This is a genomic window from Azospirillum brasilense (assembly GCF_007827815.1).
Taxonomy (GTDB): domain Bacteria; phylum Pseudomonadota; class Alphaproteobacteria; order Azospirillales; family Azospirillaceae; genus Azospirillum; species Azospirillum brasilense_C.
The window spans coordinates 530693-544704 of the sequence record NZ_VITH01000001.1 but is presented as its reverse complement, the minus strand read 5'-3'; the positions used below and the strand labels follow the sequence as shown (position 1 = coordinate 544704).

At 70.9% G+C, this 14012-nt stretch carries 10 protein-coding genes; 4 read left to right on the top strand and 6 right to left on the bottom strand.

All coding sequences use genetic code 11. The features are described from left to right. The first annotated feature begins 31 nt into the window (after positions 1–31). Together FBZ83_RS02535 and FBZ83_RS02530 are read left to right on the top strand one after the other, a co-directional pair. On the top strand, positions 32–1819 hold the full coding sequence (locus FBZ83_RS02535) for an ABC transporter ATP-binding protein/permease (RefSeq protein WP_348982493.1): 1788 nt from the start codon (positions 32–34) through the stop codon (positions 1817–1819). Between the two features lie 86 nt (positions 1820–1905). Further along, positions 1906–2496, top strand: coding sequence for a histidine phosphatase family protein (locus FBZ83_RS02530; protein WP_145680918.1), 591 nt, complete (start codon positions 1906–1908; stop codon positions 2494–2496). 47 nt (positions 2497–2543) lie between these two features. Here FBZ83_RS02530 and FBZ83_RS02525 read toward each other — a convergent pair whose 3' ends face one another. Beyond that, positions 2544–3245, bottom strand: coding sequence for a glutathione binding-like protein (locus FBZ83_RS02525; protein ID WP_145680917.1), 702 nt, complete (start codon positions 3243–3245; stop codon positions 2544–2546). A gap of 167 nt (positions 3246–3412) precedes the next feature. Here FBZ83_RS02525 and FBZ83_RS31300 point away from each other — a divergent pair, with 167 nt between their 5' ends. Continuing rightward, positions 3413–3589 (top strand): hypothetical protein, encoded by a 177-nt coding sequence (locus FBZ83_RS31300; protein WP_186465950.1) that lies wholly within the window; start codon positions 3413–3415, stop codon positions 3587–3589. A gap of 10 nt (positions 3590–3599) precedes the next feature. Here FBZ83_RS31300 and FBZ83_RS02520 read toward each other — a convergent pair whose 3' ends face one another. Continuing rightward, on the bottom strand, positions 3600–3818 hold the full coding sequence (locus FBZ83_RS02520; protein ID WP_145680916.1) for a hypothetical protein: 219 nt from the start codon (positions 3816–3818) through the stop codon (positions 3600–3602). A gap of 213 nt (positions 3819–4031) precedes the next feature. On the opposite strand from FBZ83_RS02520, the gene FBZ83_RS02515 reads away from it, so the two are divergent. Next, on the top strand, positions 4032–4517 hold the full coding sequence (locus tag FBZ83_RS02515) for a response regulator (RefSeq protein ID WP_145680915.1): 486 nt from the start codon (positions 4032–4034) through the stop codon (positions 4515–4517). Positions 4518–4581: 64 nt separating this feature from the next. Here FBZ83_RS02515 and FBZ83_RS31295 read toward each other — a convergent pair whose 3' ends face one another. The 4 genes from FBZ83_RS31295 to treZ all read right to left on the bottom strand — a co-directional run bounded on the left by FBZ83_RS31295 (position 4582) and on the right by treZ (position 13937). Then, on the bottom strand, positions 4582–4740 hold the full coding sequence (locus FBZ83_RS31295; RefSeq protein WP_186465949.1) for a hypothetical protein: 159 nt from the start codon (positions 4738–4740) through the stop codon (positions 4582–4584). Between the two features lie 191 nt (positions 4741–4931). Continuing rightward, entirely contained in the window at positions 4932–5411 is a 480-nt protein-coding gene (locus tag FBZ83_RS02510) for a cupin domain-containing protein (RefSeq protein ID WP_247888101.1), read from the bottom strand. A gap of 5 nt (positions 5412–5416) precedes the next feature. Then, positions 5417–8185, bottom strand: coding sequence for a malto-oligosyltrehalose synthase (gene treY / locus FBZ83_RS02505; RefSeq protein ID WP_145680913.1), 2769 nt, complete (start codon positions 8183–8185; stop codon positions 5417–5419). A 112-nt stretch (positions 8186–8297) separates the two neighbouring features. Next, on the bottom strand, positions 8298–13937 hold the full coding sequence (gene treZ / locus FBZ83_RS02500; RefSeq protein ID WP_145680912.1) for a malto-oligosyltrehalose trehalohydrolase: 5640 nt from the start codon (positions 13935–13937) through the stop codon (positions 8298–8300). Positions 13938–14012: the final 75 nt, after the last annotated feature.

Sequence of the window (14012 nt, the reverse complement as noted above, 5' to 3'; positions counted from 1 at the left end):
GCGGTGCTATTCGGCAAGGGCGGTTCCTTCCTTGCCGGACCATCCCGCCATGCCGATCCAGGGCAATCCAACTCAGGCCGCTTCGATTCGTGCCGCCGCGCTGTTCCGCTTCCTGCGGGACGTCTGGACGCTGACCCGTCCCTACTGGTCGTCGGAAGAGCGCTGGGCGGCGCGGGGGCTGCTGGCCGCCATCGTCGCGCTGAATCTGGGCGTGGTGTTCATCACCGTCGAGCTGACCGAGGTCAACGGCGCCATCTTCACCGCGCTCCAGGACAAGGACCAGGGCGCCTTCGTCGACCAACTCCTGCTGTTCGGCGGGCTGGCGCTGATCTACATCGCGGTCGCCGTCTACCGGCTCTACCTGAACCAGATGCTGCAGATCCGCTGGCGGCGCTGGCTGACCGAGCGCTGCCTGGGCGACTGGATGGAGGGGCGGACCTATTACCGGCTCCAGTTCGCCGCCACCCCGGCCGACAACCCGGACCAGCGCATCGCCGAGGATCTGCGCGGCTTCGTCCAATTGACGCTGAGCCTGTCGCTGGGCTTCCTGACCAACCTCGTCACGCTGGCGTCCTTCCTGGCGATGCTGTGGAGCCTGTCGGGGACGATGACCGTGGCTGTGTTCGGCGTGGAGCTGACGATCCCCGGCTACATGGTGTGGGTGGCGCTGGCCTACGCGGTGGTCGGGACGTGGCTGACCCACCGGATCGGCCGCCCGCTCGCCCGGCTGAGCTTCGACCAGCAGAAATACGAGGCCGACTTCCGCTTCGCGCTCGTCCGCTTGCGCGAGAACGCGGAAAGTGTGGCTCTGCAGGGTGGCGAGACGCAGGAGCAGCGCGGCTTCGCCCGCCGCTTCGCCCGCGTGGTGGACAATTGGTGGGCGATCATGCGCACGCAGAAGCGGCTGGTGTGGTTCACTTCCGCCTATGAGCAGGTGGCGATCATCTTTCCGCTGCTGGTCGCCGCGCCGCGCTACTTCTCCGGGGCGGTTCCGCTGGGCGCCCTGATGCAGACCGCGCAGGCCTTCGGGCAGGTGCAGGGCGCCCTGTCCTGGTTCATCGACGCCTATGTGAATCTGACCGACTGGCACGCCACGACCAGCCGCCTCGTCGGCTTCCACGAGGCGGTGCGGGAGGTCCGGCAGTCGGCTCAGGCGACCCCGCGGATCGACCGCTCCGTCGGGCCGGACGGCGCCCTGCGGGTGGAGGGGGTGGAGTTGGCCCTGCCGTGGGGCGGGGCGCCGCTGCTGCGCGCCGACCTGACGATCCGGCCGGGGGAGCGGGTGCTGATCAACGGTCCGTCCGGTTCGGGCAAGAGCACGCTGTTCCGCGCGCTGGCCGGTCTCTGGCCGTTCGGGCGCGGGCGCATCGGCCTGCCTGTCGGGGTCGACTCCATGCACCTGCCGCAGAAGCCTTACATGCCCATCGGCAGCCTGCGCGCCGCCGTCGCCTACCCCTCGGCGCCGGAGGCGTTCGAGGCGGAGGCGGTGCGCGCCGCCCTGGACGCCGTGGGGATGAGCGCCTTCGCCGAACGCCTGGACGAGGAGGACCATTGGGCGCAGCGTCTGTCCGGCGGCGAGCAGCAGCGCGTCGCCTTCGCCCGCGCCCTGCTGCACCGGCCCGGCTGGCTGTTCCTGGACGAGGCGACGTCCGCCTGCGATCCGGCGACGGAGGCGCGGCTCTACGGGCTGCTGGCCGAGCGCCTGCCGGGCACGACGGTGGTCAGCGTCGGCCACCGGTCCAGCCTGCCGGCGCATCACGACCGGACGGTCACGGTGGGAACGGGCGGTGACGGGGTGGGGCAGCTGGCCGGGTGTTGAGCGCCGTACCCGGCCGTAAGGCGGGCTTGGCCTTCGGCCTGCGCGATCAATATCGCTGTCGTCCCGTCACCAACCGCCGTGGTCCGATGCCGAGGGTTGTCCGCCGCAGGTCGCTGGTCGCCGCGCTCGCCGCCGTGGCGATCGTCCGCTCCGCTCCGCCGGGGTGGGCGGCGCCTCCGGACAGGATCGATCCGAAGGGGCTGATCCTCCTGATGAGGCACGCGGAGGCGCCCGGAGTCGGCGATCCGCCGAACTTCCAGCTCCGCGACTGCGCGACCCAGCGCAATTTGGACGCCAACGGCCGCGAGCAGGCCCGCCGCACCGGGGACCTGCTGCGCAGGATCGCCGCCGGCCGGCCGACCGCCGTTCATTCGAGCCAGTGGTGCCGCTGCCTGGAGACGGCCCGGCTTCTCGGCGCCGGGCCGGTGCAGGAGCTTCCGGCGCTCAACTCCTTCTTCGAGCGGCGGCAGGAGCAGGAGGCGCAGATCGCGACGCTGCGCCGGTTCCTGGCCGGGCTGCCGGCCGATGGCGGCCCGGTCGTGCTGGTCACCCATCAGGTGGTCGTGACCGCCCTGACCGGCGTCTTTCCCGCGTCGGCCGAGGCGGTGCTGCTCCGGGCCGACGGAACGGGCACGCCGGCCGTCGAGGGGCGCATCCAGGTCAAGGACGCCGAGTAGGGCACGGAGCCCTTGACCCGCTCCGGTTCGCGGATACCGACCGGACCCTACTTCTGGACGTTGGCGGCGGTCTGGCCGAACAGAATCCTCTTCCCCTCGTCGGTGACCGACGGACGCTTGGCCAGTTCCGCGCCCTTCTCATAGGCGCGGACGGTCGCCGGGCGCGCCTGGATCGCCTCGAACCAGCGCTTCAACTCGGGGAAGTCGGCGAGGGTCTGGCGCTGCCGCTCGTGCGGGACGATCCACGGGTAGCAGGCCATGTCGGCGATGGTCAGCTCGTCCCCGGCGATGAAGGCGCGGCCGGCCAGACGCTTGTTCAGGACGCCGTAGAGCCGGTTGGTTTCCTTCACATAGCGGTCGATGGCGTAAGGGATCTGTTCGGGCGCGTACTGCACGAAATGGTGGTTCTGCCCGGCCATCGGGCCGAGGCCTCCCACCTGCCAGAACAGCCACTCCAGAACCGTCTTGCGCCCCCGCAGGTCGGCGGGCAGGAATTTGCCGGTCTTCTCCGCCAGATAGGTCAGGATCGCGCCCGATTCGAAGACCGACACCGGCTCCCCGCCGTCGGCCGGGGCGCGGTCGACGATCGCCGGCATGCGGTTGTTCGGGGACATCGCCAGGAAGTCCGGCTTGAACTGGTCCCCGGCCGAGATGTCCACGGGATGGACGGTGTAGTCCAGCCCGGCTTCCTCAAGGAACAGGGTGATCTTGTGCCCGTTGGGGGTCGGCCAGTAATGAAGGTCGATCATGGCGGTCCTTCCGGTTTGTCTGCGCCCCGAAAAGTGATGGAGCGCGCGGCTCCAGGCAACCCGCGCCGCGCGCGCATCAGCCCTCCGGAAGGGGCAGGCGACGGGCGCAACGTCGCGGCCCCCGAAATGTTGAATACGGTGAACCGACAATCAGCATGAGGACCGTCATGAGCGACGACCGGACTCCCGCCACCCAGCCCCAGCGCAAGGACGACCGGATCGACGAGGCCCAGGAGGGTACGGTCAAGCCCGACCGGGGCGGCGAAGCCGAACTGACCGAGAAGGAGGAGCAGAAGCGCGGCGGCGCCAACAAAGCCACTCCCGGCCCGATCTACGACGTGTAGGGCCGGCCCGTCACGAGACGAGCGCCAGGGTGGGGTCGGGCGGCATCGGCGTGGCGTCTTCCAGCGTCCTGGCCACCTCATCCAGTGGGGCGGCGACCACCAGCGGTTCGGAGCGCCCGGCGAAGGTGATCTCGGTCCGCTCCCCTTCGGTGCCGCGCAGGTACAGGACGCCCGTGGCGTTGATCAGAACCGGCGCCCCGGTGTGGTCGGTAAATTCGATGAACTTCATGCAGGACTCCCACGGAGGTTGCATCACGCTTGGACTGTCTCCAACACGCAAAGAGGGCGGCGGGTTCGCATCTCCGGATGGCACTGCCCGTTCGGTCCCGCACCGGTTCGCTTATTGCGCGCAATCAGCCCCTTGATTGATGCACCGCATCGACAAACATGGGCGCTGCGGGCCACGTCGGTCCGCGCCGTCCGCCAACAAGGAACAGATGCCGTGAAGTTGCTCGTCGTCGAAGACGATCCGTTGATCGGGCCCGCCATCAAGGCCGTGATGGAGAATGCCGGATACACGGTCGTCGGCCCCCTGCGCGACGCCGCCAAGGCGACGCGGCTGGGGGTCCGGGAACAGCCGGATCTTGCCCTGGTGGACGTCTATCTGGCCGGAGGTGAGAACGGGCTGACGCTGGCCCGCAAGCTGTGGGAGGAACACAACATCCCCTCCCTGCTGATCACCGGTTTCGACCACCGCGGCGAGGAGGCGCGCGATTTCGCGGTCGGCCTGCTGCGCAAGCCGGTGATGCCCGACGCTCTGGTCGACGCGGTCGGCGCCGTCGGGGAAATCCTGGCGGGCCTGCGCCCGTCCTCCATCCCGCCGGCGCTCGAACTGTTCGGGCGGCCCGAGCGCCTGTCCGCCGCTCCGGGATCGGCACCCCAATCGTCGCCGCAACCCGTGCAGCAGCCCATGCGGCGGCAGGGCTGAGACCCTGAGGCCCCGCCCTGCCGTTTTTCCGCTGTTTCGAATCCGTGATCTTGCGCAGTGACCGTCAGCGGTCCGGAGTGCCTTCCGGACCGCTCGGCGCGGGGGCTTCCGCCGGCTGGGCGGAATTCTGCGCGGGCGCCGCGACGGACTGACCGTCCTGCGGCTTGGTGGTTTCGGAGCCGTTGCTGGGGTCCAGCTCGACCCACTGGCGATGATCGCTCATGACTTGTCTCCCGTCCGTCTGTGGTCGCGTCCCGTGGTGCAGGCCGTCGTGCAGGAATGGTCCGATGAGGTGCCTCTCGTTTGCCGGTTCGGGCACCTGTCCATCGGAATAACGCGTGGCGAAGGGATTCGATCAATCCCGAGCGAAGAAATCGGGTATTTTGTGAGGCAACCCTCTCAGGGAGAGCCCTTTCAGAAACCGCCGCGGGCCAGCGCCGGTTCGCCGCGCCGCAACAGCCGGCGGGCCAGCGACAGCGGGGTACGCAACATCTGGCGGACGGCGGCGCGGGGGCCGAGCGGCTTCTCGATCGCGTAATACTTGCGGATCGTCTCCCGCACCTCCCAGACGCCGGTGAAGCCCCGTGGGATGACGAAGGCGTCGCCCTCTCCATGCTCCTGCGGCGCGCCGTCCCGGGCGGTGATGACCACCCGCCCGGCCAGCAGGACGCAGAACTCCTCATAGGGCCAGTCGGCCATGGCGATGGTGCCCGGCGTGCATTGCCAGACCCCACAGGCGAACCGCCCCCCGCTGCCGTCGTAGAGGTTCAGGAACGTTTCCTGAGGGTCGCCGGACAGCACGGTCCCGAAGACGGCGGGCTTGCCGGGATCGCTCCCGATCAGCCTCTGGTCGATGGGGACGAGCGTCCGGCGCGGCGGCAGGTTGCGGTCCATGGAACTCACCCCTCCCGCACCAGCAGGGCGACGGGGAAGTCCCGGAACAGGTCGGCGGCGGTCACCGCGTCGGCGGCCTCCAGCGTCCCGTCGGTCAGCGCGTTGCGCCAGCGCTGCCCGCGCGGCAGCGGGACGGAGGTGTCACCCCAGTCCGGAGCCTCGCCCAGCGCCCCCACCAGCCGCGGGGCGGCGACCACGACGGTGTCGTCGCCGAGGCGCCGGGCGAAGGCCACCACATGCTCCGCCCGCTCGCCCGTCGCTTCCAGCGGCAGGTACTCGCCCTTGGCGAAGAGGTCGGGCATGGCCGTCCGCAGGGCCAGGGCGCGCCGGGTCAGCGACAGCTTCACAGCGCCGTCCTGCCAGCGGTTCAGCAGGCTGCCGATCTCCGCCCCCTCGACCTCGTCGAGCAGGCGGCGGCGGGCGTCGTAGTCCACCGGGCGCCGGTTGTCGGGATCGACGAGGCTGAAGTTCCACAGCTCGCAGCCCTGGTAGATGTCCGGCACGCCGGGGCTGGTCAGCTTCAGCAGGGTCTGGGTCAGCCCGTTGACCATGCCGATGCGGGCGAGCCGTGCCTGGAAGGGCAGGAAGGCGTCGAAGAAGGCGGTGCTGCGCGACACGTCCAGCGCGTCGTGGACGAAGCTGGTCATGGCGCTTTCGTACGCTTCGTCGGGGGCGGCCCAGGTGCTGTGCACCTTGGCCTCGCGCATCGACTTGGTCATGGCGCCGGCGAGGCGCTCCGCGAACTCGGTCATCGCCTGCGGGTCGAGGCTGGCGGGGTCCGCGCCGGTCAGCTCCGCCGGCCAGGCGCCGACGAGGAGCTGGTAGAACAGATACTCGTCGTTGCGGTCGGGCGGGGCGGTGCCCTCCACGTCGCCGCGGCGGGCACGGAGCAGGCGGCTCCAGGTCTGGATCTGCCGCTCCCACTCCTCCGGCATCTCCGACAGGGCGTAGAGGCGGGCGCGGGTGTCCTCGCCGCGCTTGGTGTCGTGGGTGGTGCTGCCCAGCATGGCGTGGGGCCAGCGTTCCGCCCGCTCGGCGTTGGCGTGGTGGAAGTTGGTTGTGCCGACCCCGAAATGCTCCGGGTGCCCACCCACCTCGTTCAGCGCGGCCAGCCGGTTGTAGCGGTAGAAGGCGGTGTCCTCCAGCCCCTTGGCCATCACCGGCCCGCTGTACTGCTGGAAGCGCATGGCGAAGCGCAGCACCTGCTGGCGGCTGTAGCCGCTGCGCGGCTGGGCCACCAGATCGGTGGTCAGCAGCCTGTGCAGGAAGTCGTAGGCGGAGCCGTCGGTGTTCGGATCGGCCTTGCGCGCCTGGGTGATCGCCCAGTCGATGCTCCGCCGGTCCAGCTCGCTGACGCCGCGCCAGTCCACATAGGTGCGGTAGACCGGGAAGCGGGCGATGGTCTCCTTCAGCGCCTGATGCAGGATGTTGGCGGTGAAGTCGGCGGTGCGAGGGTTGGCGCGGGCGATGCGCGAGGCCTGCCGGGCCAGCACGTGCAGCTCGCTGGCCATCTCGCTTTCCATGATGCGGATCTTGCTGGTCCGCACCACCTCGTCGAAGCTCTCGCGCCGCCCGGTGAAGTCGGCGTAGAGGCGGGTGAACGCCTCCTCCCCCTTCGGGTCGACGAACAGGCCGCCCATCAGGTTGGCGAACTCGTAGCCGGTGGTGCCGTCGATCGGCCAGTCCTCGCGCAGCCGCTCGTGGCGGGCGAGGATTTTCTCGACCACCAGATAGAAGGGCCGCTCCGTCGCCTGGGCCAGCCGCTCGCAATAACCCTTGGGGTCGTAGAGGCCGTCGATGTGGTCGATGCGCAGCCCGTCCAGCGTGCCGTCGTCGACCAGCTTGAAGGCCAGCCGGTGGGCGACGTCGAACAGCTCCCGCTCCTCCATGCGCAGGCCGGCCAGTTCGTTGATGTTGAAAAAGCGGCGGTAGTTGATGTCGTCCGCCGCCACCTTGAAGTAGGCGGCGCGCCAGTTCTGGGCGGCGATCAGGTCGGTCAGGCGGCGCCAGCTCTCCGGCTCGCCCTCCGCGCCGCGGAAGCGCGTCAGCCGGCGCTCCACGGCCTCGGCGACGTCGGGCTTCTCGGAGACCAGCGCGGCCAGCTCCGCCTTGAGGGCGTTGGCGCGGCGGATCTGGTGAGGGCGCACCTGATCGAGATGGCGGAAGGCGTCGCCGATGCGCTCCAGGTCCGGCTGGTCGTCGCCGAGGATCGTGCCATAGTCGGCCGGCCGGATGGGCAGCTTGTGGGTGTCGTAGGCCCAGACGGCGAAGCCGCCCGCCTCCTTGTCGAAGCGCAGCTCAAGCCCGCCGGATTCCAGCACCGCGCCGAACTGGTCGCCGAGCAGCGGCACCAGCACCTTGCCGTGCAGGTAGCGGCGGTCGGGCTCCCACTCAATGTCGAAATAGCCGGCGTAGGGGCTGTCCGGTCCCCATTCCAGCACGTCCAGCCACCAGCCGTTGTCCGACCCGCCGACGCCCATGTGGTTGGGCACGAAGTCGAGGATCTGGCCCAGCCCGTTGCGCTTCAGCGCCTCGACCATGGCGTGGAAGGACTCCTCGCTGCCCAACTCCGGGTTCAGGGCGTTGTGGTCGACGATGTCGTAGCCGTGGGTGCTGCCCGGCCGCGCCTTCATGTAGGGCGAGGCGTAGAGGTGGCTGACACCCAGCCGCGCCATGTAATCGGCGATTCCGGCGGTGCGGTCGAAGCCGAACTCGGCGCGCAGCTGCACGCGGTAGGTGGCCTGGGGAATCGGCTTTTCGGCGTCCGCCGCCATGGGTTGGTCTCCTGATGGGTGTTCCCTGTGAAGGGGTTCCCTCTCCCCTCCGGGGAGAGGGGAGGGTGAGGGGGTTGTGCTTTTGCCGGACGCTCCGACACGCGCATCCCCCTCACCCCAACCCTCTCCCCAGTGGGGAGAGGGGGTTATCGTTGCGCCTCCCATCGGCCACCGCGGCCGGCCGGGCGGCGGCCATGATGGCGGCGATGGCACCGGCCTGCGGGCAGTCGGCCATGTCCTCCAGCGCGAGGCGCAGCTTGCGGCGCCAGTTGGGGTACTGGTCCACCGTGCCGGGCAGGTTCACCTGCTCCAGCTCGGCGGTCAGGTCGTCCATCTGGACCATGGCGATGGCCGAGCCGGTGCGGGCGAGGAAGGCGTGCACCGCGTGGCCGAGCGCCTCGCTGTAAGGGCTGTCGGGGCCGAAGCTGGCGGGCAGCGGCAGGTAGGCGTCGGCGAGCGCCTCCAGCAGGCGGGCGCGTTCGGCCATGCGGCGGTCGCGCTGGCGCTCCGCCTCGCCTTCGGCGGGGTAGAGCCCGCGCTCCTCCTTCAGCGTGATGTCGTGCCCCTCCCACCAGCCGCGCAGCGTGGCGAGGTCGTGGCTGCCCACCGTGGCGAGCGCCGCGTAGGGGTAGTCGTCGGGACCGCGGAATCCGCCGTCCTCGGTCCATTCGAAGAACATCACCCGGTAGCTCAGGACACCCGCCTCCGCCATGCGCTCGCGGAATCCCTCGGGCACGGTGCCCAGATCCTCGCCGACGACGAGGCAACGGTTGCGTTGGCTCTCCAGGGCCAGGATTCCGAGGAGGTCGTCCATCGGGTAGGCGACATAGGCCCCTTCGGAGGGCGGGTGCCCCTCCGGTATCCAGTAGACGTGCTGGAGCGCCATGGCGTGGTCGATGCGCAGCGCCCCGGCGTGGCGCATGTTGGCGCGCAGCAACTCGATGAAGCGGGCGTAGCCACCCTCGCGCAGCGCGTGGGGGTGGAAGGGCGGCAGGCCCCAGTCCTGGCCGGCCGGGTTGAACAGGTCGGGCGGGGCGCCGACATGGGCCTGCGCCACCACGACATGCGGGTCGGCCCAGGTCTCCGCACCGCCGCTGTCCGCCCCGACCGCGAGGTCGCGGAAGAAGCCGACGGCCATGCCGCGCTCCCGCGCCCGCTCCGCCGCCGCCTGCAACTGGCTGTCGGCCAGCCATTGCAGCCAGACGAAGAAGTCGATGCGCTCCCGCTGCTCCTCGGCGAAGCGGCGGACGGCGGGGGAGGCGGCGTCCCGATACTCCTCCGGCCAGCGGCGCCAGTCGGGCGTGCCGTCCTTGGCGAAGCGCTCGCGCAGGGCCTGGAAGGTGCAGAAGCGCTCCAGCCCCTCGCCCAGCTCGGACCGGAAGGTGGCGAACGCCCGCCGCCGCTCCTCGCTGCCGTCGGTCTGGAAATGGGCGAACAGCCGCTCCAGGACCGGCAGCTTCAGCGCCGCCACGGCGGCGTAATCGACCAGCGGATCGGTCTCGGTCGCCTTGACGTCGCGCAGAAACGCCGCGTCCGCGATCCGGTCGCGGGCCTCGGCGCAGCCCATCAGTTCCGGCACCGCCAGCACGTCGATGTAGAGCGGGTTGAGGAACAGGCGGCTGGCCGGAGAATAGGGGCTGGCCTGATCGGGCTGGTCGAGGAACAGGGCGTGCAGCGGGTTCAGCCCGACGATGCCCGCGCCGCGCGCCGCCGCCATCTCCGCGACGCTGACGAGGTCGCCGAAGTCGCCGATCCCCCAATCCCCGGCGCAGCGCAGGGCGTAGAGCTGGACCGACAGGCCCCAGATCCGCTCGCCCATCTGGAGCGGGGCGGGGAGGTGGCAGGTGGCGGGGGCGGCGATGACCGTCGTTTCCAGGCCTGGATGCTCCGCCCGCAGGCCGTCGACGTCCAGCCGCAGCCGGTGATAGCCGGGCGCCGGAGCCGCGCCGAGGTCGAGGCGGCGCACCTCGAAGCGCTGCCCCGCGGCGCCCGCCTTGCGGACCAGCGGCAGGTCGGCGAAATCGGCCTCGCCGCTGCGCTCTCCTCCCTCCTCCAGGGTCAGGGTCCAGCGCAGCGCCCCGCTGCCGTCCGGCAGGGTGACGGTGACCGAGAAAGGCGGGCGGTCGACGCGCAGCACCGCCACCGGGGGCAGGGGGCGGGCCAGCTCGCGCCGCTCCAGCGCCGCCAGCGCCTCCTCCGGGTCGTCGGCGTCCACTTCCATGGCGGCGAGCAGGGCGCGGATGGTGCCCTCCGACGCCTGGACGGTCTCGCCCGACGCACCGGTGTAGTGCGTCTCGATGCCCATCCGCTCGCCGAGCCGGTCGAGCGCGGTGGTCTCCTCGATGGTCCACAGGACGGACAGCGGCGCCATGGTTCCGGCATCGAGGCCCTTGCCCTCGGTCCACAGCACGCGGCCCACGGCCTCGCCCATGCCCGTCACGGGGGCGTCGGACAGGTTGGCGAGCAGATGCAGGCGGCTGCCGTCGCCGAGCCGCCAGGAGACGCGGATGCCGCGCCCGTCGATGACCTCGTGGGCGGCCGCCCCGCCGGGCGCGTTCTCGAGCCGCGGCGCGATCTCCGTGCGGCGCACCGCCAGGATGCGGCGGTACCAGTCCAGCCACTCCTTATGCTCGCCCTTGCCGCGGTCGTCCCAGTCGAGCTTGGCCGACTGGAAGGTCTCCGGCGCGGTCGGGTCGGGGATGCGGTCGCGCACCTTCGGGTCCTGGAATTCGGGGAACTTGGCGAACTCCTCCCGCCGGCCGTTGCGCACCGCCTCGGCCAGTTCGTCGGCGAAGTCGCAGAAGAAGGGGAAGGGACGGTCGGACGCCCATTCCTCGCCCATGAACAGCATCGGGATGCCCGGCCCCAGCAGATAGAGGGAACTCGCCGCCCGCACCGCCTCGGGCCGCGAGAAGCGGGTGATGCGGTCCCCGAAGGCGCGGTTGCCGATCTGGTCGTGGTTCTGGATGAAGGTGACGAAGGCGGTCGGCGGCAGATGCGCCGACGGCTCGCCGCGCGCCTCGCCGCCGCGGTAGGAGGAGGCGTGGCCCTGGAAGGCGAAGCCCTCGGCCATGGCGCGGGCCAGCTTCGCCGCATCCCCGGCGTAGTCGGCGTAATAGCCGGCGTCCTCGCCGGAGGCCCAGACGTGCAGGCAGTGGTGCAGGTCGTCGTTCCACTGCGCGGTGTGCCAGCGCGGGTCGCCCTCCGGGTGGCGCTCCAGCAGGTGGGCTTCGTTCTCGTCGTTCTCCAGAACGAGATGGACGTGGCGGCGGCAGCGCACGGCGTCCTGCACGCGCTCCGCCAGCTCCTGAAGGAACAGCTTGTCGCTGTCGTCGAGGATGGCGTGGACCGCGTCGAAACGCAGCCCGTCCATGTGGAACTCCTCGATCCAATAGAGCGCATTGTGGATGAAGTAGTCGCGCACCGTGGCGTTGCGCGGCCCGTCCACGTTGATGGCGTCGCCCCAGGGCGTCTTGTGCCGGTCGGTGAAAAAGGCCTTGGCGTAGGCGTGGAGGTAGTTCCCGTCCGGGCCGAAATGGTTGTAGACGACGTCGAGAAAGACCATCAGCCCCTTGGCGTGGGCGGCGTCCACCAGCGCCTTCAGGTCCTCCGGCCGGCCGTAGGCGGCGTCCGGGGCGTAGGGCAGCACCCCGTCGTAGCCCCAGTTGCGGGCGCCGGGGAAATCGGCGACCGGCAGCAGCTCGATGGCGGTGACGCCCAGCTCCACGAGGTGGTCGAGCTTGTCGATGGCGGCGCGGAAGGTGCCTTCCTCGGTGAAGGTGCCGACATGCAGCTCGTACAGCACCGTCTCGTGCCAGGGGCGGCCGGTCCAGGCGACGTCGGACCAGCGAAAGACGGTGGGGTCAATCACCTCGCTCGGCCCGTGCACATCCTCCGGCTGGTGGCGGGAGGCCGGGTCGGGCACGCGCAGCCCGTCCGGCAGCTCGAACTGGTAGCGGCTGCCCGCCTGTGCCTGGGCGGTGGACCATTCGAACCAGCCGTCGGCCCGCCGCACCATGGGCAGCAGGGCCTGGGTGTCCTCCAGCCACAGCGACACCTGCTCGGTTCCCGGCGCCCACAGGGCGAAGCGGACGGAGCCGTCGGGCTGCACTTGGGCGCCGAAGGGCATGGCGTGGGCGCGCGCTTCGCCGAGGTGGGTGGCGCCGGGGGCGGCCAGCCCAACGGGGCCGGACGCGCGGTCGGCCACCTCCGGCCCGGCGTCGGCGCCCAGGATGCCGATGGCCCCGGCCAGCGGGATGGCCAGCCAGTCGGGCCGGTTCGCCAGCTCGTAGCCGATCTCGTAAAGCGCCTTTTCCAGCAGGAAGAGTTTCAAAAGCTGCGTGGCGGTGGTCGCGTCGGCGGGCCAGCCGGGGCAATCGCCGATGGCCTCGCGGTAGCCGGCGACGAAGGCGGCCGCCGCCTCTCCCTCCCACCAGTTCAGCCAAGCGGTGCGGGCGCCGCGCGCCGTCTCGTCGAGGGCGTCGGGCAGGGCGGCCCGTGCCCCGGCGGCGGCGTAGGTGATGGAGCGCAGCATCCCCGCCACGTCGCGCAGGATGCAGTGCTTGGCCCGCCGTTCGGCCAGCGGGCGCATCGGCTCGCCCTCGAAATCGACGATGAACAGGTCGTCCTTGCCGGCCAGCACCTGCCCCAGGTGATAGTCGCCGTGCAGACGCATGGCGTGGAAGGTGCCGCGCGGCGGCGTCAGCGTCTCGATCTGCCGCATCACCGTCGCCTCGCTGTCGGCCAGGGAGGCGGCGTAGGGGGCGATGTCGGCGTTCAGCCGCGGGGCGGCCTCGCGCAGCTGGCCCAGCACGCGGCGGGCAAGGCTGCGCACCCCGTCCGCCCAACCCGTCAGCATGGCCGGGGTCACCGGTTCCGGCGTGAAGGCGTCGTCGCCGCCGGGGGTGGCGAGCGCCCGGTGCATCTCCGCCGTGCGGCGGCCCAGCCGGCGCATGAAAGCCATCAGGGCAACGTCGTCCGCCGTATCGTCGTCGAAGCGTTCGACGCGCTCCGCCAGGGCGGCGGTGACATGGCTCCAGGCGTCGTGGGCGTCGGGGACCAGTTCCTGCAGGATGCACAGGGTGGCGGCCTCGCCGTCTCCCGTGCGCTCCACCCAGCCGAGCAGGGCCGGGGTGTTGCGGAACTTGGCGACCTCGGTCAGGAAGCGCCCGACCTCCAGTTCGGGATGGGTGCCGGATTCCAGCTTGCGCAGCCCCTTCAGGATCGCCGCGTCGCCGACGCGGACGGAGGTGTTGGACTGCTCAACCCCGGCCCAGCGCAGCGGTGCGCCCTTGCCGAGCGCGTCCTTCACGGCGTCGAGGGCGCGGCTTTGTCCGAAGCGCAGACCGCCGCTCTCGCCGCCCTTGCGGATGCCGTCGAGCAGGGCGCGCACCACCTCCTCGTCGCCGTAGCCGTCGCGCAGGCTGCCCGACCAGGGGAGCGCCTCCGGCCCGGCGATGGAAAAGGGATCAGCGGCATCGGCCTTGCCGTCGCGGTTGAGCACCAGGGGAAGCTGGTAGAGCTGCGGCTCGCGCCCCGGTGCCTCCACCCGCAGCAGGCAGAGCTGGGCGGCGCCGGAGGCCAGAGGGAGGGGCAGCGCATCGACGATGCGCACGGTGGGCGTGCCGGCGTCCTTCGCGGCGTACCAGCGCCGTCCGGTCAGGAAGCCGGGAAGCAGTTCGTCCTGGAGCAGGGACAGGGCCTCGCCCTCGATGGGGCCGGAAAAAGCGTTCGATTTGGGCGCTGTCGACAAGACACGTCTCCCCTGTTGGGCGGCACGGCTCGCACAACAACCGGGGCGGTGCGGTGTTCCTCCCGCCTAACCGTA